Consider the following 21762-nt stretch of genomic DNA (forward strand, 5'->3'; position numbering starts at 1 on the left):
GTGCTTGTGACAAGGTTGACCGGCGTCATCAGATTTCTAGGTTGACACTGAAACCACTACTCACGCCCGGGGTATGAAAACCTTTTGGCTTGTAGAGCGGTACCCCGGCAAACAGGTCGTAATGGAACCGCCCCCACAACGTGCCACGTACACCCAAAGCGCCGCCCGCCAGCTGATGCCCGGCAAGATGACGGGTTCCCGGTCCATCTACACGACCATAGTCTGTTGCCCAGTAAAACTCGTGGCCGCGCGACAACACATTCCAGGCCAGCTCATTACGCCAAAGCAATCCCTTTTCACCGGACAACATCTGCTCGCCGTCAAACCCGCGCACGGTGTAACGCCCGGCAATAGACATCCGGTCCTGCGGCGTCAGAGGATGTCGGCTCCACTGCCAGCGTACGCTGGTGTAATAACGCCAAGGCTGCTTACCCCAAGCGAAAGGTATATTCAAACTGACATCGCCCAAGGCAATGCCGGTACGGGCACTGCCCCCGTGATAGGCTTCTTCAGGCGCCGGCAAGGCCCCAAACGCTCCAGTGCCCCGCCGCCAGTTGGTGTTAGCGTCTAGCGTGACATTGCCAAGGTAGCTACGCTGGCTGAGTCCGAGTTCCCAGCCAGCAGTACGGCGGCGCTGTTGTTCCATCTCGATGCCATTTACAGAATTCGTAGAATGGCGGCGAAAGACGCGCATATTGAGGGTAGTTTTATGCGACTGATTGCGAAACAGCAGCCTAGACACGGTAAATTGCGCATTCTCGCTCTTGCCGCGGTAAGTCAGCACTTGGCTGACCTCGGCGATATTCTGGTGATAGGTGTAGTCGTTGTAGTTAGCGGAAAAAGACCAGTAGCCAAGCGGGAAGAAGTAGTTAACGGTACGGGAACGGTTACCAAAGGGGCCGTGCTCAAACAAATCCTTGCCGATGTTGGCATAGAACAGGTCGTTCTGGGCAAAAGGCGCATCAATCGCCAGGGTCACTGATCCCAGATAGCGGCCTGTGCTTTTGGCGCCACTGTCATCAAGACTCAGACTGAGGCGAACCGGGAGCCGACTTTCTTTCCAACTAACCAGCAGGTCACTGGTGGCTTCCTGCTGACTGGGTACAATTTTAATATCAGCCTCAGCACTGGGCACCCGTTTGAAATTTTCCAGCGCCTGCTCAATATCACGCAGGTTGAGAATATACCCGGATGCGGCAGGCATGGCATTCCATAACCGCCCACGCCAGGAGGTCGACTCATCAAAGTGGATGTTAGCAATGCGGCCAGGTTGGAGCGTCAGCGTCAGTACGCCCTGGGTCAGATCCTGCTCCTGCACCATCACACGGGTGGTGACGTAACCTTTTGCCAGAATGGCGTTCTGCACCTTGTTGATAGCCAGCAAAATCCCCTGCCTGCCTAGACAGCGCCCTTTAGCGTCTTTTGCTGCTTCCAGCGCCCATTGAAAACGGCTGGCAGCATCCCCTTCCAAATGCAGAGCGTTGATGGTAAAGCAAGGATGCTCACGATCAGGATAATCAGGCAGGAGCACGTCGGGTCGCTTGAGCCGCACAGTCGGTGCCTTTGCCTCTAGACGTTGTTCTAACGCTTGTTGTTGCTGTTTCTGATGAATAAAGAGTTGGTCATCTGCCTGCACAGGCTGAATAGCAAATACAGCCCATCCGGCCAACCCTACGAATATTTTACCGCGAGTTACCGTTGCCATAGTTGAACCAGTACAATACTTAATTATTATTTAATAGTTTTAAGGGAAATATTAGGGGAAGTATTATGGTTGAAGGTGTTTTATTTTCAAGCCATGAGACTGATAATTAACCAAAAAGGCGAACATTCAGACTAACCAACTGTAATCATGCAACAAAACGGTAATAAACTAACATTAATGAAACGTATTATATGTAGCATTAAGCATATTCATCTGAGTTTTACATGTCGCAAAAACAAAACCATGACAAATATAATTAACAAAAATAATAAATTAAGCAATTTACTAAGTATTTTTCAGAGTATTCTGACGGGAAGAAATCCCATCCTTTTAGACGAAAAACGCGTCCCGCTATTTTCCTTTCGATAACATCTTCCGCATCAACACCTGCCCAAACATCCCTTGCAGATTGCCTTGCCTATGCCCCCCCTGATCCATCATGCTCGTAATATCACCTATCCGAACACTGGCCCATACCAAGGCCCCCAGCCAGCGGGCTGTTTCCCACCATAATGTCAGGAAATTCAACGCAAACACGACAAAAGTCAGCGTCAATATGGTCTTAAATTCTTAGGCAGCAAACAGCAGGATCAGCGGTATCAGGATATACAACGCCACTAGGATCACCACCTACATCAATTGGCAAAGCCTGACGTACCGCATCAAACATTAGGCAAAATCGGTTTGATTATCCCCAGAACACTGACCATTGAGGTCAATATCGCCAGCTTAGTCATCACACCCGTCACACCTTTAGAGTCGATGATCATGAGTTAGTTATAAGAGATTACATCAGTTCAAAAAAACTCCCTATCTTGTGACAAGGTGTTTAATGACCTGCTTCTACAGAAGAAATGATTCGACCGGAACCCAGAGACAGGAAGGGCTTTATGCCCCTCCTGTGGTTTCTCCTGTTAACTCAAGATAGCGAAGCCAAGTACCGCCTGTCGGCTTAACAGTTTTGCGGCAGGCTCTCGCGAACGCCGTCACCCCACTCAACTTAGCCAGACCAGAGCCTCCATGTCCGTGACCGTGACCGAGACGACAATATCCACCACCATCACCAACTACTGGATGGCCCAAGGCAGCTCGAACAAGCCAATATTGGCTGCTCCCAGCTTGGTAAAACCTTTGACCAAGTGATCCACGCTGATCACCGACGAGGAACCTTCCAGATCGATTTGCAGATGCCGGTGCGTCACCGCCTGTCTACCGAACACCTTGCGCATCACCAGGGCCGTGCCATTAGCCGAGTCGGTCAACATCAAGTCATCCTCATGGCGGCTAACGAGGATTTTTTCCGCATCAACTACCGGCATGATCAAGCGGTCCAGAACCTGGTTCGGATCATCGTTGTCAATAACAACTGTGCGATAATGAGACCACATCATCTGGCTGAGACGGTAGGTATCGCTACCGGCGCCACCATGCAACACCACGCTATCGACACCCGCGATCAGCATTGGGCTCAGATCACCCTTGCCCCCATCTTGAAGCAACAGCGACGAACCAATGCGTTCGACATCGGCGTAATGATTCAGCTTCTGCGCACCGCTCTCCTTGACCTGGTACAGCATCTGGTCCGTTGGGTTGTACACGTACGCGCCCTTCTTCCCGACAGCAATGCCGATAAAACGCAGGTTGTCCGAAGCAGAGATTCCACCGAGGGAGAACACCTGACCACTACCGACATCGAACCAGCCTTGTGTATCATCACCTTGCAAGGTCAGCACGCCTTTGACTCGCCACTGACCGGCAACCTCAGCAAGTGCCTGTGACAGACGGACGAGGTTGTCCTGTTGCCAATCTTTGTCGACAGCAACCAACTGCAATTTGCCGTCATGAGTTCGCAGCAGGATCTCGCCTTTGACGGTGGTCAGGCGCAATCCCGCATCAACTTGCTCCGCTGCCTTGAAATGCAACTCAGGCTCCAGCTCATTAGCCGCGGGAAGTTGCGCCGAGGCTTCAAGCACCTCGTCGGTACCGAACGCGGCAGCCAGCGCATCGGCAGTCATAGCCGGCTGACGATACAACTTGCCGCTGGCGGGTTCGAACAGTCGCGCACTGGAACCGTCCACTTCAAAACCCAAGAACTGCGGATGTTTGTCTTGCAGAGGGGCCGAAGCGACGACTACCTGACCGTTGTGGTACCACACCGGCAGCAGGCTCTTGCCGTCAGTGTCCTTGACCCCAAACACCGCCAGGGTAGCTCTGCCGTCTGTGACACTGGTCAAGTCCTGCCACCAGTGGATACGTCCCTTAAGCCAATGCTCGTTGACCGCTGCGTAGCTAAGCTGCCCCAGTGCATCAAGCCGGGCCACACGCCCGTCTTCGGTCACCACGACCAAGTGACCGTTCAAATTGATCACGTTGGTCAAGGCTGGCGTAGTGACCCGCAATGCGCTCGGCTGGTTGGCGTCGAGTACTTCTTGCCCTGGACCTTCTTGACGGAACAGGGTCTTTTGCTCCTTGCTGTAGAAGAAAAACACTTCCTTGCCACCGAGCAACGGCATACTCCCCGCTAACACCAAGTCAGCCGGGATCTGCCAAGCACTGCGGGTTTGTTCATGTGCTTCGAAATGCAAGGTCTGATCCGCTGGCGGCGCCAGATTCGGCTTGATTAGCGTACCATCGCTGGTGCGTATCCAATAGCGGTGCGGCACGCCAGCCGCATCCACGCCGAACACTGTAACCAGCGCCGCACTGGTCGGCTGGATCAACCGTGCGCCCAACGTATACATTAGGGTCCCGCGCTGAGTGCTATTGCTCCTGTAGCCCTGGAGTATGGCCTCAAGCTCATCACCATGCCGACCGATGCGTGCCGAAAGCTGGAGCAGCGCATCATCGCCCACCGCACTAACCAACTCCATTCGGTCACCGATGATCCGATAGCCCAGTTCAGCCTCCCTCTCCTTTAGCCGATAACGGCGCGCCAGATAAACCACATCTCCCTCCTGCCAGAACCGGCTGATATGGCCCGCATTCTGGTTGAACCAAGGCTCAAACTGCGCGTCGACCTGTCCGGTGGAAATGTCTACCCGCCACGCCACCGCGTTGTCGGCGTCGTAGAAATAAGCATAGTCGCCCATCACTGCCCCCAGTTGGGCACGTTTGGCCTGTTCATTGGTGGTGTCAGTGAACAGCATGCGGTCCTTGGTCACGTCATAGAACGCTCGGCCAACATCTCGCCCTTGGTGTCTGTAATTCTCCACCACCACATACTGTCCGTGTAGCTGATGCGCCTTGGCCAAATCACTCAGGTGCTGCTCAATTTGCTGGCCGGGCACCTGCCACTTGCTCGCATCTTCGCTTATTACCTGAGCTGTCAAGCTAGCGAAATCGACTTTGCGCACCTCCCCCTTGCCGTTGACTACCAATACCTGACTGTTCTGAACCAGATAGAGTTTTACCACAACCTCCTTGCCCTTCTCGCCGACCACCAGTTGGTCCTTCGACACGCTGATGCTGTCGCTGGCGAGCTGGCTGCTGTCGATGATCCACGTACTGGCAACATCGCTCGTGAGATTAACCTTAGCGCCTTCGTTAAGGCCGATCAGGTATTCGCCGCCCGCCCCCTTGATCTCATAACACAGAAAGCCGTGCAGCTCTTTGGGCAATTCGGGCGCCACGAGTTGCCGGTTGCGCTGATCGAGCACTACCTCGATCGGAGTGTCGACGTACTCATGATGAATCCTGCGAATCGTCTCCTCCCCCGGAAAGATGTAGAAGTCGTAGTCGAACCGCTTGTCTTCCTCAAGCCTGCGGATCACGTCAAAACCAGCGTCGTGGCGAGTGGTGGCGCCGGGAAGCAGCATGTATTCGTAGCTAATGTAGGACTTAGGTGTGCCCGGCAAGATCACAACGTTGCTGTCGCCGTGCTCAAGGGGCCGAGAAACATCCTTATAACCAATGCCGCTGCGTACTTCGATCGCCTGACCACGGTCATGGACCATTCGCGGAAAGTCACCGACCCAGAAGAAGTAATTGATTTTCCCTGAACCAGTAGAGCCGGAATGGGTGCGGTAGATGTACTGGCTGTCGAAATCGATCTGGTTCTTGCTCAGATCTAAAGTCTTGATCACCGCACCGGCCAAGGGCACCAGCACTTGCTTCTCGTTGTCATACCGATAGCCATTGCCTTTGTACGCTTTGTCAACCGTATCAAAGTAACGGCCCACCGCCTTGGCATCCTCAGCGACCGCACCAAAGGCTTGAGCCAGCGCCGTAAAGCCCACCGCGAGTCCGCCAAGGATCACTCCGGCCCCACCGAGGACCGCCCCGGCCGTCGAGGCACCGACCAACCCGGCCCCTATGCCGGCTGCGCCAGTGACAAAGCTAGCCGAGTCGAACGCAAGCTGGGTGCCGAACACCGCCTTCTGCACATCATTTTCGGCATGGGCCAGTTCATAAGCATCCAGACCGATCATGGCTCCACCAAACAACACGCCAACGCCTTCGTTGACGGTGTGACCCAGACTCAAGGCAAATTCCTTGAACGACGTTTGGGCAGCCACCACTTCGCCGCGCAGTGCCGTACGCACTAGTGCCGTGACTTTGATCACGTCCTGCACGCCACCATGAACCATCTGGACAAAGTTAAGGTAGCTGTGGACTTTGAGCGCGGTAGCCAGATCAGGAGAAGCCATCCCGTTTGCAGCATCATGACGGTTCTTGTCAGAAAACCACTGGATCAACGCCTGTACCGCAAACCCGGCATTCAACCCATCCACCGGCGCCGCCTCGCCAACCCCGCCGCGTGGCCGCATCCGTCCACTTTCCAGAGTAAAGTGCTCGTTCAGTACGCTCATGTGCTCATCGACGAAGCGCCGGAATTCGACAAAAGTGCTATCATCAGTGTCCAACCAGCGGGTTTGCTCGGGTTGGTCACGGTTGATGAACTGGACCCGGTAGCGGCTTTCGCCCTGCTCTTCGGTCGTGGCGATGATCGGTAGCCAGCGGCTGTCCAGTTGGTGCTCTTGCGCCAGCCGGGTACTGGCGGCTTCGAACCGTGCCCCCCATTGCTCGGCATCAAAGGCTTGCAGCGCGGTGCTCAATTGCAAGTCTTCCGTGATCCGCTCTTGTGCACTCATCACCTGCTCGACCTGGCGCCGTTGCCCGATGACGCTGGACAGTTCCTCAAATCTGGTCAGGTCAGCCACATTCAGACCATTACCCACGGGTACCTCAGCCATTTTGCCGGTATCGATCTCAATCAGGTTGAAGGCCGGTGCCGACTTGCTGCCAAACGAGCCATAGTGCACGGCGAGTCTGCGCCCTACTAAGTGTTGCTCCATAGCCCTGGACAGACTTTTGGTGTTGTCGAAGGCAAAGATCCCAACGTTCGGGTCATAAAAGTAGTAGCGACGGCCTTCGGTCGTGACAGTGCTCCCAACCATCATCGAGTGATTCTGGGTATTGAGCGCGAACATCGAGGTTCCGGTCGTTGCAGCCAGCCGCGATACCACTTCGGACAATCCAAACTGCCCTAGCTCCGTGGAAGCCTGAACAGCTTCGACATTGGAGTGCAACTTGATCAGGCTGTTTCTCAGGAGCGTGGAACTGCCCGCCTGAGGGTCAGCGGAGGCAAAGAACAACTTTTGCACAAGGCTGTTGATGCCAGCCTCGCCGCCACTAGCCAATGCCACAGTCATGGCCCTGACCAAAGGATAACAACGGCCGCCAGATCGGTCACCGACCAGCGACAGATAAAAGTCCTGTGGCACCAAGCGGTCAAAGACACTGCCGACGTCATGGAAATCCTCGCTGAATACCGCAGTCTGCCGCAATACCTTATCGATGTACTCAGCCCGGCTGGTTTCGGTGATGCGGCCGCTCAAGGCGCCCCGTTGCTCGGAGGTGAGTTTTCCTTCAAGAAACAGGCGCTTCATCTCCAGTGCCGACATTTTGTCATCCACGCCGGGGATCTCGATCTCACGAAAGTTGCGCAAGCCATCGCTGAACCCGGTTCCCCGCGCCCCGCGCTGATAGGCTTCGGAGATAGCGTAACGTTCACCCACGCTATCGGTGCGCTGCTTACCCCCGCCCTGAATGGCTGTATCGTCAATCCGAACCACTGCGGCGCTGCCGTTTTTGGCCTTGATCTGCTGCCAAAGCCAGCTTTGTTCGACGAAGCCCGCTTCACGTAGGACCGTATCGTATTGCGCCTTGTAGTACTCTAGGGTGATATTGAGCTGCTTTATCTGCTGGTTAATTAAGTCGCGCCGAATGGTATTGCGCCGGTTCTCATAGAGTTTGTTTCGCTTATCCACCAACTGCCTGGTATCAGCATTGATCCTGTCATCAACCTCGACGCACAGCTTGGCCCACGCAGCAATCGCCGGATGATCAGGAGAAAACTCACCTTCTGTGTATACACCGTCGGAGACCCCTTCGATTGATACCCCAAACTGGGTGGCTACCTTTTTCAATTGTTGATGAATCTGCTCGCGGTAGGCGACGAATTGAGCCTGATTTCGTTCAACCACTTGACTGTCCGCCACCTGGATCGAGAGCGGCTCCTCGTCGTCACGCAGCCTCAGCCGGAGCATCTGACCATCTCGCTGATATTCCTGACGCTGGAGCACTAACTGCCATTCGTGATTAACGTACTGCATGTACGCCGCAGCGAGGCCCTCCGCGGTACCAGCTATCTGATAATCCTTATAATCCACTGCCATGACCACGTTGTCGTACAGCAACGAACTGTTGACTCGACCATCATGGTAGACCCGGAAGGTATTAGCATCAAGGCTAGTCACCACCAGCGAGCCGCCCGATAGCGTCCCGGTAAACAGAAAGTTCCCCGCGATTGCACGTTTGGGAATGTCCACATAGGCGGGTACCGCATTGGCTTGGTTCGGGCCGTTGTAGCCGAGGAAATACGCCGGTATGCTGCTTGAGGATATATCATTGGCGCTTTGCTCAGTGTACTCAAGCTCATACAAACCTGATCCGACCTTCACCAACTGAGCGCTCCCCTCTGCCGGGAGGCGCCCCGATCTGACCAGCGCTTCAGCACTGACAGTGTGTGTTTTGGCGAATAATACAGGATCAGTGACAAACTGATGAATGTCGGCGCTGCCTTGGCGGGGCTCAAACCCATCACCTACAGACGTCAACCCGGCCTTGAGTTCGAGATCCTTCACCGCCTGCCCCAACAGCGCCGGTCTTGGACCAATGCGGGTAAAACGCGGTGGATGGAACTCGTCAGCCGCCGACAAGCCCTGATTGATGATCGGCAAGACTCGCGCCATCACTCCGTCATACAGCTTACCCTGTAATGCCTTCTTGCTGCCTTCAATGCGGTACTTGTCAAACATCTGCAACATCTCCTTGCCGATACTATCCGCGCCCTCCGGTTCATAACGCGCAGCGACGTAGAAAGTTTCGAAGAACGAGTGATAGCCATTACGTATCATGAAGGCCGCATTGGCCATCTGGAATTGCCAATACTGCTTGACGCTCAACGCGCCACCGAACAATTCCGGCAAGACATTACTGACGGTCTGGGTAGTCCCGGAAATTCCCCCCACGAACGGGGTGTCCAGGTCATTCATATAGCGGGTAGCGTCATTCTTGAAGTCCGGACGGAACTGGTTATAGCTGCGGTACTTATCGTCCTTGATCAGGTACAAACCATCACGATATGCCTGCTCCTCAGAGCTGGTATTGAGAATCAGATACGGGTCGGGTTGATTCAGCCGGTTATTGATCATGATCTTGCCGACACCCAGCTCAGCGTGAGGATTCACTGGGGCCGCGGCCTTGGAAAAGCTATCGGCTACCGGGCGCAAGGCATGGAACAAGATCTGTTTGCGCAAGCTCCTGCCCTCATTACTCAACAGCGCCGCCTCAACCATCGGACGCAGTTGCACATCGGTACCTTCAAGGCTCTGGGGACCAGTCAACAACAGGGTGAGCAATTTGTCATCCAGCGAGCGCTCAACCTCTGCCTGATCGAAAACATGGACTTTCGGATTGCTTGGATGCTGTGCCGCGTTGGCACTGGCGACCCGCTGGGTTTCCGCTTCGACGGCCCGAGTACGCCATTGTTCGTACAGCGGTGCCAGCAACTCCCTAGCCTGGGCAATATCACTTTGCACATAGCCATTTTGCAGAACCTTGACCACAGCCGGGTTTTTCACCAGTCTCATCGCCAGCCTGAACAACAACGGGTCATTATCTCTGCTTCGCCAAACCGAAGCGGCGAACGCCTGTTCCCACAGCACCTTATTCAAGTTATTACCCTTGATATCGCGCATGTTGTCACGGGGGTACTCCGGCGCCAACACCCCTGCGGGGGTGATGTGGTTACGTTCAAGCAAACGCACTAGTTGTTGCACGAACGCTGTACGCTCGATGCTGCCTTCAAACAAGCGACTGGCCTTCATACCGCCGCTACGCAGTTGTTCCAACTTCTCGAAAAATGCGGCGTTGTATTGATACAGTGTGTCAGTCTGTGCCTTGCTCAAGTGACTACTACTAACCTTGTCGCCGTCAACGCTCATCACCCCAAAAGGCGTCGCGGACAGGTAGTCGTTGTCCTGAGGCATTTCCAGCAAGTACTGACGACCGGCAAAACCTACCGACCGTTCCAGCTCATGGATATTGACGAAAAGCCCGTCACGGTCCGGATGGTAACTACTCTGGCGAAACCCCTCCAGGCCGATAGTCCGAAAGCTAGCGATATCAGCATTCTGGTTGATCAGGTCACTCAAAGCGTTTGCCAATGGCACCTCGCGGGTAATGGTAGTATTCGGAGCCTGACCGAACACCTGAATCCCGACCTGATTCGGCACCTTGCGGTCAACGCTAGTCAGTAGCATCTTGCGACCGTTACCCAGCAACTGAGCCTTGAAACCTCCGCGCAAGGTGCTTTCTGAAACCAGGTAGTTGGCGAAGTACTTCTCGACGAATTCGGTTTTAACCAGCACCGAACGAATTGGCGTATAAGTCGGCGAACGAAAAGATGGCGGCTCATTTTTGAGTCGGTATTGCTGTTGCCAAGCCAGTGAGCGAGCTGCGGTACCGAAGGAGAAGTTGAGTACTCCGTCCGTCGGCACGACCAACCTACCGTTATCTAGGAAAAAGTCCTTGAAGTGACCATCAGTGCTGGCATTGACTAGCGCGACGTTCATGCGGATATAACCAGGACGCTCCTCCATCATCAGCAATGAAATATTTACCGGCAGATCATCGGAGGCCGGAGGTACCTTGGTCAGCGCACCGAGAGCCGAAGCCTCTTCCGTAGAGGATGCCTTGAGCAAAGCGTTGTAGCGGGCATTGACATCCTTGTAGGCTTGTAGCTCAGAAAACAGCGTCACATATTTTTGGCTGAACGTGGAATCAGCCACTTGTATGGTCAGTTGTTGTTCCAGACGCTTGATTTCGGTATCCAGCTTAGCCCGCTTGTCCACCGCGTTTTCTCTCAATGTCGTCGCATTCAGGGGCTTGGAGTCGTCGGGACCGAGCATGACCAAGACCTTACGCCAAGTGCTATCAAAGTGCGTCATGGCCGTCTGCTGGCGGCGGTATAACAGGATGTCGCGGTCCAGTTGCTGCTTGTAGGCGTTGATCGCCGGCGTGCCAGGCACATCAGTCATCTGCTGCCGTCTTTTTTGTAACGTCTGCAACTGATCGCCGACAGAAACGGGGTTGTCCTGCATCTGAAAATGCTGAGCAGCCAGCACACTCAGAGTGCTCTGCTGCATTTCCTGTAACCGCTCGTCTACCTGTTTGATGTAGTCGGTACGCTCATCAGGACTCATGTTGAACCATTCGGTCTGACGACCTGCCGCCCCAATCTGTCCATCGATCAAGGTATTGAGCAGGTTCGTAAAATCTTTGGATATAGAAGCCATTGCAGTGATCCTCTGTCTGTTTTTATATGATCGGGTCAAAGGCAAATGTCATTTTATGCCCCCTTATTTGGGTGATAGCCGCAGGTCATAGTTCCTTAGGTTCGTGAATAGTGGATAGTCAACATTTATCCTCTCTGTAGTTATGGTCATAATTATCCCCTTTATTTTTTGGCTATATTACAAACCATATTAATAATAACCTTTGATTATAGTAACCTTAGGATAGATATAAATATCAATTATTGATAATTTTAATTATTTATTAATAGGATTATTTTCATGTGAATATATTTTTGAATCATATTGTTATGTTTTTTATAAGACGTTGAATAAATAATGACGAATTTTAGGAAGGTTATTTATTAGTGGGTTTTTGTATCTAATTTTTACGTTAAAGAGCGATATTTAAAAATTTCCACTGCAACTATCAAGCAATCCAAATTAATATAATGTTTTACTATTAATCGATTAGGTATCTGTATTTCAACAATCTATCTCTTTATTTATCAAAAAAACCATTATGGGCACTATTTGCATAAACTTAAAAAATCCCCTATCTGCAACTAAAGAATTTCTCTATTACCAGTTATATAAATAATACTGCCGACCAAAGAAACAACTGTGATGATAGATGCCACTTTAATAGGTTCATGGTGAGATAGATAACCAATAAGCAATGATGCCAGTCCTGCACTACCTAATTGCAAGGTTCCCATTACGCCGGAAGCTGTCCCTGCCGCTTGAGAATGAGCGGCAATTGCTGACGCAGTACCTAGTGGCAGCAAAAAACCATTACCGAAAGTCAATACTGATATTGTTAGCACAGAAGTTATCAATGGGTAGGAACTAAAAAACATTTGTATCGTGAAAGCAATACCGCCAACAGCAAAGATAAGATAGCCATGAGAAATCGTCTTTCTCACGCCCTGCTGGCGACTTAATTTCTTAGCCGTAAGATTACCCAACACATAACTTAAAGAGAGCATTATATAGGTGTAGCCAACATATTTTTCTGGTAATCCCATAGCGGTAAGAATAAATGGAGATTCAATCAAATAAGAAAAATATGCCGTATAAGCGAAACAAGGTATTGCTGCATAGTAAAGAAACTCTTTATTTATTATCACTTGGTAAGTACTGACCAATACATTTTTAACACTCAAATTTTGACGTTTTTCTATTGGTAGTGATTCTTTCAGAACTAGCAAGCACAACATAAGCGTGGCTGTTATAAATAAAGTAAGAAATAAAAAACAGGCTTTCCAACCATAATACTCACTTAACATACCGCCGATCATGGGTGCGACAGCGGGTGACATTCCCACAAAAGGGAAAATAATCAGATACAAATTGGCTGCCTCTTCTTTCCCCATCAAATCACTAATAATGGCACGACTTAATGTAATACCCGCACAAGCGCCTATTCCCTGGAATAAACGCAATAATAGTAACTCACTAATATGCGTACTGTAAAAAATACCGATTGTTGAAATCAGCCATATAATCATCCCAGAAATAAGAACCCTTTTTCTTCCGAAACAATCACTTAATGGTCCATAAATAAGTTGAGAAAAGGCTATACCAAATAGAAATATAGCTATTGCACTTTGTATACTAGATTCGCTAACGTGATAATAGTTTCCCATTTTACTCAAAGCGGGTAGGAATATATCTGATGAAACCAGTCCCCCCATAGAAAGAAAAGCCATTAAAACGATAAATAATAAAGATGAAGTTTTGTTGCTCATAGGCCATTAACCAATCGATATAATAAACATTATCCCAAAATAAATTCCGTATAAAATAAAAGTCACGTGCCAGTTAAATTCACATTAAATGCACACAATCACTTATTTAATGAATAAAATTAACACCTTGCATGTAAAAACAACAAGTTACTTTGCATATTATCTTGTACTGCAAGAATTAAGAACTCTTTATAACAGCATAAAGACAAAATCCCATTCACGCTTTAGATTAATAATTTTTTACTCTATAAATAACCCCTCCAAATAGTGAGATACTTTTACACAGCTTCTTTAATAATTAACTTTTACAAAAATAAATTCATGTAAATATCAATTAAAAAAATAGTAACATCAACATCACTTTTAGCAAACAAAAAAACACAGAATTTAAGTTCAAAAATGAACAAAAAAAACACAAAACACAACACATAATGCTAAAAACAAAGCAATTATTATTTGAACAATGATATATACCCTATGGATTTCAAGATGGATCGCGACGGCAAGGGAGCGAATCCCCGGGAGCATAGATAACTATGTGACCGGGGTGAGTGAGTGCAGCCAACAAAGAGGCAACTTGAAAGATGACGGGTATATTTTTTTAAAACTCACAAACCAGTAATACCAGATCACATTTCCTCGCTATTGTTAAGACACGCAAACTAAGGAGGTACACATGTTAATTTCCGGTAGTTGTCACTGTAAGAATGTTGAATTTACGTTTAATTGGGAGCCTGAACCTCTGGAGATTCCGGCACGAGCATGTACTTGCTCTTTTTGTACCAAGCACAATGCAGTCTGGACATCATTCCCGGCAGGACAGCTTCGGCTGAGTATCAGAGAACAAAAGCTTTTACATAGATACTCTTTTGAAACAGGCACAGCGCAGTTTCACATCTGTAGCCAATGCGGGGTAGTGCCTGTTGTCATCAGCCAGATTAACGGTCGCGATTATGCCGTAGTTAACGTCAATACCTTTGAAGACGTTGACCCTGCGCTGCTTAATTATGTTGCAGCTAAGTTCACTGACGAAAGCGAGCAAGCGCGATTGACGCGTCGCCAACAAAACTGGATTGCTAATGTTGAATATATATAGCCAAAACTAAAGGAGACATAGATTTAGAAGCCAAATTTGGCTGAATGGGAGAGGAGGCGTTTTACCACTATCACAAACCACATGTATCACAGATCACATGGTGGCATGAAAGGTAAAACGCCTTCTGGGACTTTTATTGAAAAAATTAGAGTTTAAAAACGCTCTGTCAGAGAAGGTCAGAAATCCGACATGTTATACTGCGTAATTAGCTGATTTTTTTACCCTTTTATTCTTCATTCTTTGCTTTGCCAGTTGGCTAGCTGAAGTTCGATGTTGTAATAATGCCGCTTCATTTTCTTGAGTGTTATTCAACTTAGATGCCACTGCATTTTCTAGTTTCGACACGGTGCTGTAGGTAAACATCATTGATATAGGAATATCGTGATAGATACGCTGTTTGAGCCTTTCATTGATTTGAACGATATCCAATGATGTGGCACCCAGCGCGAAGAAGCTGCAATGCTCATCAATTTCAGAAAGCCCCAACTGGTGTTGTACTTCTTCTGAAATCACCTGTTTAATCGAAATATTTTTGCTTACGATCTCATTTTTAGTCTCTGCCAAAATATTGGCTTTTTCTCTATCCAGCGCATTTACTCTTTCCTCAATCGGTATTACAGAAACTAACAATCGTTGTTGCGTCGCCTGTGAAAGTGCTTGTAGAAATACGGCTTCACCTTGCTGATTGGTTAATCCTTCTGTGGATGCGTCAATTTCCATATTTCTTGACGCCATGCCAACTTCCAGCCAACGATCCCAAGCGAGAGAATAGATCTTGAATTTTAGATCTCGCCTATCAGCAATCGCGTCGAGAAATGCATTTGCAGCAACATAAGCAGATTGCCCAGGAGCGCCACAGTAAGAGAGTAATGAAGAACATAGGACCATCGAACTTAGCTGTTTCTCTTCAAAGTACGATATCAGATTCAGCGTTCCTTCTACTTTAGCCGTCATGATTTTGCGATGTGATGATATATCAGGTTGCATAATCAACGCCCCGGCATCCGAGCCGGCGCTATGGATCACCATGTTGATGGCCCCATAATTATTTTCCAGATACTGTAACGTGTCGAAAAGTTGGGGTTTATCTGTTACATCCAATTGTCGCAGTATCACTTCCCCACCGAGTTGTTCAATCTTCTCCACACACTCAATTTGTTTAATCAACGCCGATTGTTTCTCGTTTTCCTTGATCCTTTCCCATTGTGAACGGTCAGGAATAGCTGTTCGAGAGGCAAGCACAATACGGGCCTTATAATGTTGCGCCAGGCTTTGCGAGAGCTGCAAAGCTATTCCACCTAATCCACCACTGATTAAGACTAAACATCTCTCATGCAACCCATTACATTGTTGATGAGTTTCAACGCTTTTATTCGGCAGTGCTTTGAACTCTGGCAACCAAATTTGGTTATGTCTTATTGCCATTCGATAATTAATATCAGAGCTGACTAAACGACGAAGTAAAGACTGGGTTGAATTATCCTGTGCTAATTCATCGAAGGAGATGTCAATTTGATAGCCATAGTGCTCTTGATGCTCATGGTTAATTGACTGTATTAAGCCTTTGAGTAATGAGATAGCTCCATCAGTGATTTCATAGCCGAGCACATTCTCAATTTGAGGCGTTAACAGAATAAACCGAGAGGCCGCGAGTGACTTACTGGATAATATATTTTTGATACATGCGAGCCATTCAAGATAATGTGCTATTGGATCACCAACAAAGTCTTCTGCATTAGGCATTAATACAAACGAACAACAGCCCGTTAGGTTTAACGAAGGTAATTTATCAACCTCCTCGACAAAGATAATATTTTGTCCTGGTAAAACGTTATCGACCAGCGCTCTATTGCTATTAGCTCCACGATGTGTGGTTAGAATATATACCTGCCCTTCATGTGCCATTTTCTTAATATCATCACACGAGCTTCTATACCACACTGGTCGATACAGGATATTTTGTTTTATATCCGGTGATTTAATCTGTGGCGTTCGACCTTTTACCAACCGATCTCTGAGCTTTGTGAACTCTTTTTCAGCAAATGCGTACACAGGTAAATGAATGAGACGACCAGATTGGCTGCTCGGCACTTGCCAGTTTCCTAATCCGACAGTACACCACAACTTAGCAATTTGACTGTAGAAATAGGTGATATCCCCCTCAGGTAAATTCGGATGCCTTAACATATTGGCAATATGTATTTGCTGATCCGATTTTTGTTTAAAGAATTTCTGTACACAACTAGTAAGAGTGTTGCCCGGCCCTACTTCGATGAAAACAAGATGTTGCTGCGAAGAAAGCGTCTCTAAACACCCTAAAAAGTCGACTTTATCTCTTTGATGAGACAACCAATATGCTGGTTTTCTAATTTCATTATTATCATGCCAATCACCAGATAGGTTTGACAAAATTGGGATATTTACAGAATTAAACGCGACCGTTTGCAATGCCTGCTCATATTCATCCTGTATTTCATCGATCGTTTTAGAATGGAACGCGTGGGTAGTTTTTAGTTGACGCGAATGAATGCCCTGTAATTGCAAGTAAGATTTTAGGTTCTCGATATCTTCAATAGAACCAGACAATACTGTTGAATCTTTACCATTAACCGCCGCAATTTCTAAACTTCCCGCCAATAGTTCTACAACTTGCTCTTTTGACAAAGGTACACTCAACATGGCGCCTGGAGACATTTTCTCCATCAATTGCGCTCGTCTACCAACCAAAAATAGAGCATCTTTTAGCGCAAAAACCCCTGAAATAGTCGCCGCAACATATTCACCCAGACTATGACCTAATAATATATCAGGCTGAATACCCTTTGATTCCATTAATCGCGTTGTCGCGTATTCAACGATGAATATGGCAAGCTGTATGATTTCGGCAGGAAACGCATTAGAACTTTCCGGTTCCATTAAGTAATTTCTTATCTGTTCTCTTTTTTCATCGTCCAAAAGTGATAAACAGTGCTCTACTTGCTCTTTAAAAACCGACTCACGGAGATATAAGCCTAGCCCCATAGTCTGATATTGCGAGCCTTGACCGGGATAGAGAAAAACAACACGTTTGTTTGCAGGTTCACACCGACCACGAACAAAGTCGGCTGTAGAGTATATCGCCCTGTCGTCTGAGCAAACCAATACAGATCGATAACCAAAACGCTCGCGACCATTTTGTAAGGTATGAGCGACATCAGCTAATTTATTGGGATTAGAGGCTAACCACGCGATTAACCGGTTCTCCATTTCACCCAAACTCCATTCAGATTTAGCCGACAACGGGAGTAATTTTACTTCATCAGAAGCTTGATCATCGTGAGGCTCACAGACATATTCTTCCAGTATCACATGAGCATTGGTTCCCCCAATACCAAATGAACTCACCCCCGCTCGCCTTACGGTTGCGCTATCCCAATCTTTACTGTCGGTATTAACATAAAAAGGTGAAGAAGAGAGTTTTGTTTTAGGATTAGGATTCGTAAAGTACCGATTAGCGCACAGCTTTTTGTGTTTTAGCATCAGCGCCGTTTTTATTAACCCGGCCATTCCAGCCGCACTATCGAGGTGCCCAATAATCGACTTTACCGACCCAATAGCAATACTCTGCTGTGGGACGTTGGAGAAAACTTTATTCAGAGCGGTGATTTCTATTGGATCACCAAGCTTGGTCGCCGTGCCGTGGGCTTCAATATAAGAAATGGATTCAGCTTCAACCTTAGACATAGCCAAAGCGCCTCTAATCGCTTCGAATTGTCCGTCAATGCTCGGCGCGGTGTAACCCACCTTTCTTGAACCGTCGTTATTAAGCGCTGATCCCTTAATCAAGGCCAAAATAGGCCGTCCCTGCTCCAATGCAATTTTGAGCGGCTGCAACACTATCGCGCCAACGCCTTCACCACCGACAGTACCATTCGCCATTTCATCAAATGGTCGGCAAGTTCCATCTGGAGAAGTGATCATGCCATCTTGATGTAGGTAGCCCTGTTGACTGGGCGTCACTAAAGTCGCAGCGGCAACAAGCGCTGTCTGGCACTCACCTAATAACAAGGCTCTTGATGCCAGGTGTATCGCGGTGAGAGATGAAGAGCACGCTGTCTGAATGGCAATCGCCGGCCCTGTTAAACCTAATTTGTACGCCAGTCGAGTTGCCGCGAAGTCTTTCTCTACTAAGTTAAATGCAGAAAAAAGACTGGCGCCATCTTGTTCACACTCGTCATAAGCGGCCATTTGCCAACCGAGTTGAGCGCTTGACGCTAAATAACAACCAACCGCCCCTTTGTATTCAGACGGAACAATACCGGCAGAACCTAACGCTTCAAAACCACATTCATGTAATTTACGAATTTGTGGTTCCAAAAACTCAGCTTCACGCTTGTTATAATCAAAAAAATCAGCATCAAACGTTAAAGGGTTATCAATAACACCCTTAGCATTGACATAATTTTGGCTCGCATAATGCTGTTTAGACACACCATTTTTCGCCAATGTTTCATCAGAAAAACGAGAGATACAATCCGTGCCCTCTAAACAATTTTTCCAGAAACTCTCTACTGTTTCACTATTAGGGAAGCGACAAGAAACACCGACAATAGCGATTTCTAATCCTGTTAATTTTTGCCTGGTAAATTCGTGTGTATGATTATCTTTTTTCATGATTTTCAATATTAGCAAGTGCTAAATTAGCCATTAAATTATTGAGAGACATTTAATTAAAATATCAATATATTGCAATTGATATTTTTCAATTGATATTTTTAAAATGGATAAATTAACGAAATTAAGCTTAAAGACCGAATATCTTTAATGCTTCATCAAACTGTTCTGTTGAATTAGCGCCATTATCGGAACTGTCTAATGGTTGTTGATTGCCATCTATATATTGTGCTTGTGACTGAATCGTAGTGTGTTGAAATAAATCGACAATTTCTATTTCCCGCGCAAATACTTCACTCAACTTGAAACTAAGCTGCGCTAACTTAAATGATGAACCACCTAAATCAAAGAAGTTATCTGTTAAGCTGATATTCTCTTTCCGAGTAGTCAGTAAATCTGCCCAGATATCCAATATTTGCTGTTCCGTCTCACTATTACATGCCACAATTTTTTTCTGCACCACGTCGCAACGAGGATCAGGTAATTTAGCGTTATCAATTTTACCACTGCTATTTTGTGGGAATGTATCAACTGCAATGAAATATGCCGGCACCATATAATCAGGAAGATGAGATACGACTTCCTTACGCAATGTATCGAAATCAATTTCCTGATTGGAACAGATGTAAGCGATTAATAATTGATTATCAGATTCTTTATTATTGACTATCACATGAACATCAACGACTGGCTTAATATCATCCCCGGAATTCAGTTTTAATATCGCTTGTTGAATAACTTTCTCTATTTCTCCAAGTTCTATTCGATATCCGTTCATTTTTACTTGACTATCTATCCGCCCTAAATAAATCATACCTTCCTCACCGATATATCTTGCCAAATCACCCGTTCGATAATAACGCTTACCATTGATGAAGATAAAAGATTCTTGAGATAATTGGGCATTATTAATATAGCCTTTTGCCAACCCTTTCCCAGATATAGCAATTTCCCCCACTGCCCCTTTGGGAAGAATTCGCATAAATTCATCAATCAGTACAATTTCCTCACCAGACATTGGCAGACCTATAGGAATAGTCTCAGTATTAATCTGGCTTGAAGCGTTAAATTCAAAAGAGAGTGATTGCACACAACATTCTGTAGGCCCATATGCGTTAGATGCATTCGGAACCGACTCCCAGCAATCAGCGAAATTCAACCAATTTTGCTGATCTAATTTTTCGCCGCCAATCATCAGATGCTTCACCTGACAATCAATGCGCTGACCATTCATTTGTGACCTAATCATTCTTAAATGGGTTGGAGTACAATCGGCAATATGGATCTTTCTGTCACGCCAAAATTGGCTGATTCTCTTGCCGTCTTTCCTGATTTCATCAGGCACGATATGCAGCGTATGACCCAGTAACAGAGCCGGATATATCTGCTGTACCGACGCATCAAAACTGAGTGCTGATATCATTGAGACGTTCAAATCCCACGGGTAATTGCGATAAACCTTTTGATATAGCCCTTTGACCAAATTGACGACAGCACTATGAGGAATTTCAACCCCTTTTGGGTTGCCCGTCGAGCCAGAGGTAAAAATAATGTAAGCGGAATCTTGACCATTAATTTCAGGCAGTTGAAGGTTTTGTTTTGCATCAAATCCATCTTGTTGCAGATTGTCATAGGTAATCTGGCGGTATTCTTCCAGCGCCAACTGAGTATCAATTGATGATATAACTAATCGCATCTCCGCAGTATCTAGCACATATTTCTTTCTGCCAACGGGCCAATTTATATCGAAAGGACAATATTTTCCGCCGGCTTTAAGCACCGCTAACATTGCTACTATTGCTGAGCAAGATCGCGGCATATGTATACCAATCGTATCGCCTCTTTCGATACCTAACTCTATTAACCTGACGGCGCAGGTATCACTCAATTTATCCAGTTCAGCATAACTCAATTCCCCCGCACTATCTGCAATAGCCGTTTTTTCCGGGTACATACCGACCTGTTGCTTAAATAAAGCCAATATCGACTGTTCAGTATCAATGCCATTTTCTGCTTCAACAGCATTTAAATAAAAGGGATTAGCGATTAGCAACTCAGAAATTTTACAATCAGAGCGTATTTTATTCGCCCAAGACTCCACCATATTCATCATAGTGATGACATAATCTGAACCGTATATCGAAGTCACTTCACAGGATATCCGCTCGTTATCATGTTCAAAGAATAATTGCGATAAGGCGCGCTCAAAGAATTCATAAGACTCTTTTTGGCAATTTTTCAATATAACAGCTAAAGGGAAAGTGACTGTACTATCAAAAATGTTTTGAAAAGATGCTACGGCATACGCCAACTTTTGCTGAATATTTGTTGAAGCAGCTACGATCACCTCTTTTAAGGTACACTCACTATCAAAGTTAAACGGTAGGCATAATACCTTTGGTCCAGTTGAATCTTCGAGATAATTTCCAGTAACAACAGTCACCTCAGAACTCTTCAACATCATTGCCTGCGCATAAGCGGCCAAAGACACGAGCAATATGCTCAACCGTTTATTTGAACCATTTGCAATTGAGAGTAAGGTCTTTGAAGTTTCTTCAGAAAAGCTAAACTTTGTTGGTTTAGATGAGATATCTTTACAATAAGAAATCTCGTACTCTGGGCTACGATATTCAGATAAAAATCCCTTCCAATAACTTACCGTAGCTTCACTAATTACATTACTATTATCAACCATTTTAA

At 47.2% G+C, this 21762-nt stretch carries 9 protein-coding genes; 2 read left to right on the forward strand and 7 right to left on the reverse strand.

Annotated features, from left to right (window positions below):
• Positions 1-28: 28 nt before the first annotated feature.
• Positions 29-1705 carry a ShlB/FhaC/HecB family hemolysin secretion/activation protein gene (locus tag B0X70_RS21360; RefSeq protein ID WP_217470329.1) on the reverse strand — a complete coding sequence of 559 codons (1677 nt, stop codon included), beginning with the start codon at positions 1703-1705 and terminating at the stop codon, positions 29-31.
• Positions 1706-2056: 351 nt separating this feature from the next.
• Positions 2057-2260: a hypothetical protein gene (locus B0X70_RS26030; protein ID WP_217470330.1), complete on the reverse strand. Its 204-nt coding sequence runs from the start codon at positions 2258-2260 to the stop codon at positions 2057-2059.
• 84 nt (positions 2261-2344) lie between these two features.
• Here B0X70_RS26030 and B0X70_RS26035 point away from each other — a divergent pair, with 84 nt between their 5' ends.
• The gene (locus B0X70_RS26035; protein WP_181150262.1) at positions 2345-2482 is read left to right on the forward strand and encodes a hypothetical protein; all 138 of its coding nucleotides are present in this window, start codon (positions 2345-2347) and stop codon (positions 2480-2482) included.
• Between the two features lie 111 nt (positions 2483-2593).
• Here B0X70_RS26035 and B0X70_RS21375 read toward each other — a convergent pair whose 3' ends face one another.
• The 3 genes from B0X70_RS21375 to B0X70_RS21385 form a co-directional block, all read right to left on the reverse strand.
• Positions 2594-2788: a hypothetical protein gene (locus B0X70_RS21375; protein ID WP_214068778.1), complete on the reverse strand. Its 195-nt coding sequence runs from the start codon at positions 2786-2788 to the stop codon at positions 2594-2596.
• Positions 2773-11565 (reverse strand): insecticidal toxin MCF, encoded by an 8793-nt coding sequence (gene mcf, locus B0X70_RS21380; protein ID WP_217470331.1) that lies wholly within the window; start codon positions 11563-11565, stop codon positions 2773-2775. The genes B0X70_RS21375 and mcf overlap by 16 nt, the downstream gene beginning before the upstream one ends.
• A 563-nt stretch (positions 11566-12128) precedes the next feature.
• A complete protein-coding gene (locus tag B0X70_RS21385) occupies positions 12129-13313 on the reverse strand; it encodes a multidrug effflux MFS transporter (protein WP_040148902.1) in 1185 nt (394 codons plus the stop codon).
• A 676-nt stretch (positions 13314-13989) separates the two neighbouring features.
• Between B0X70_RS21385 and B0X70_RS21390 the strand changes: the two genes are divergently transcribed.
• Positions 13990-14409 carry a GFA family protein gene (locus tag B0X70_RS21390; RefSeq protein WP_040148900.1) on the forward strand — a complete coding sequence of 140 codons (420 nt, stop codon included), beginning with the start codon at positions 13990-13992 and terminating at the stop codon, positions 14407-14409.
• A gap of 192 nt (positions 14410-14601) precedes the next feature.
• Here the strand turns inward: B0X70_RS21390 and B0X70_RS21395 are convergent, their stop codons facing one another.
• Both B0X70_RS21395 and B0X70_RS21400 read right to left on the reverse strand, forming a co-directional pair.
• Entirely contained in the window at positions 14602-19062 is a 4461-nt protein-coding gene (locus B0X70_RS21395) for a type I polyketide synthase (protein WP_217470332.1), read from the reverse strand.
• 130 nt (positions 19063-19192) lie between these two features.
• Positions 19193-21757: a non-ribosomal peptide synthetase gene (locus tag B0X70_RS21400; protein WP_217470333.1), complete on the reverse strand. Its 2565-nt coding sequence runs from the start codon at positions 21755-21757 to the stop codon at positions 19193-19195.
• Positions 21758-21762 lie beyond the last annotated feature (5 nt).

Origin of the sequence: Photorhabdus akhurstii (assembly GCF_019090985.1) — a bacterium.
In the GTDB taxonomy this organism is placed as follows: Bacteria; Pseudomonadota; Gammaproteobacteria; order Enterobacterales; family Enterobacteriaceae; genus Photorhabdus; species Photorhabdus akhurstii.

Bases quoted from the DNA above. Each gene is read 5' to 3' on its own strand.
- mcf (WP_217470331.1), bottom strand. From the start codon at position 11,565: ATGGCTTCTATATCCAAAGATTTTACGAACCTGCTCAATACCTTGATC.
- B0X70_RS21385 (WP_040148902.1), bottom strand. From the start codon at position 13,313: ATGAGCAACAAAACTTCATCTTTATTATTTATCGTTTTAATGGCTTTT.
- B0X70_RS21395 (WP_217470332.1), bottom strand. From the start codon at position 19,062: ATGAAAAAAGATAATCATACACACGAATTTACCAGGCAAAAATTAACA.
- B0X70_RS21360 (WP_217470329.1), bottom strand. From the start codon at position 1,705: ATGGCAACGGTAACTCGCGGTAAAATATTCGTAGGGTTGGCCGGATGG.
- B0X70_RS21390 (WP_040148900.1), top strand. From the start codon at position 13,990: ATGTTAATTTCCGGTAGTTGTCACTGTAAGAATGTTGAATTTACGTTT.
- B0X70_RS21400 (WP_217470333.1), bottom strand. From the start codon at position 21,757: ATGGTTGATAATAGTAATGTAATTAGTGAAGCTACGGTAAGTTATTGG.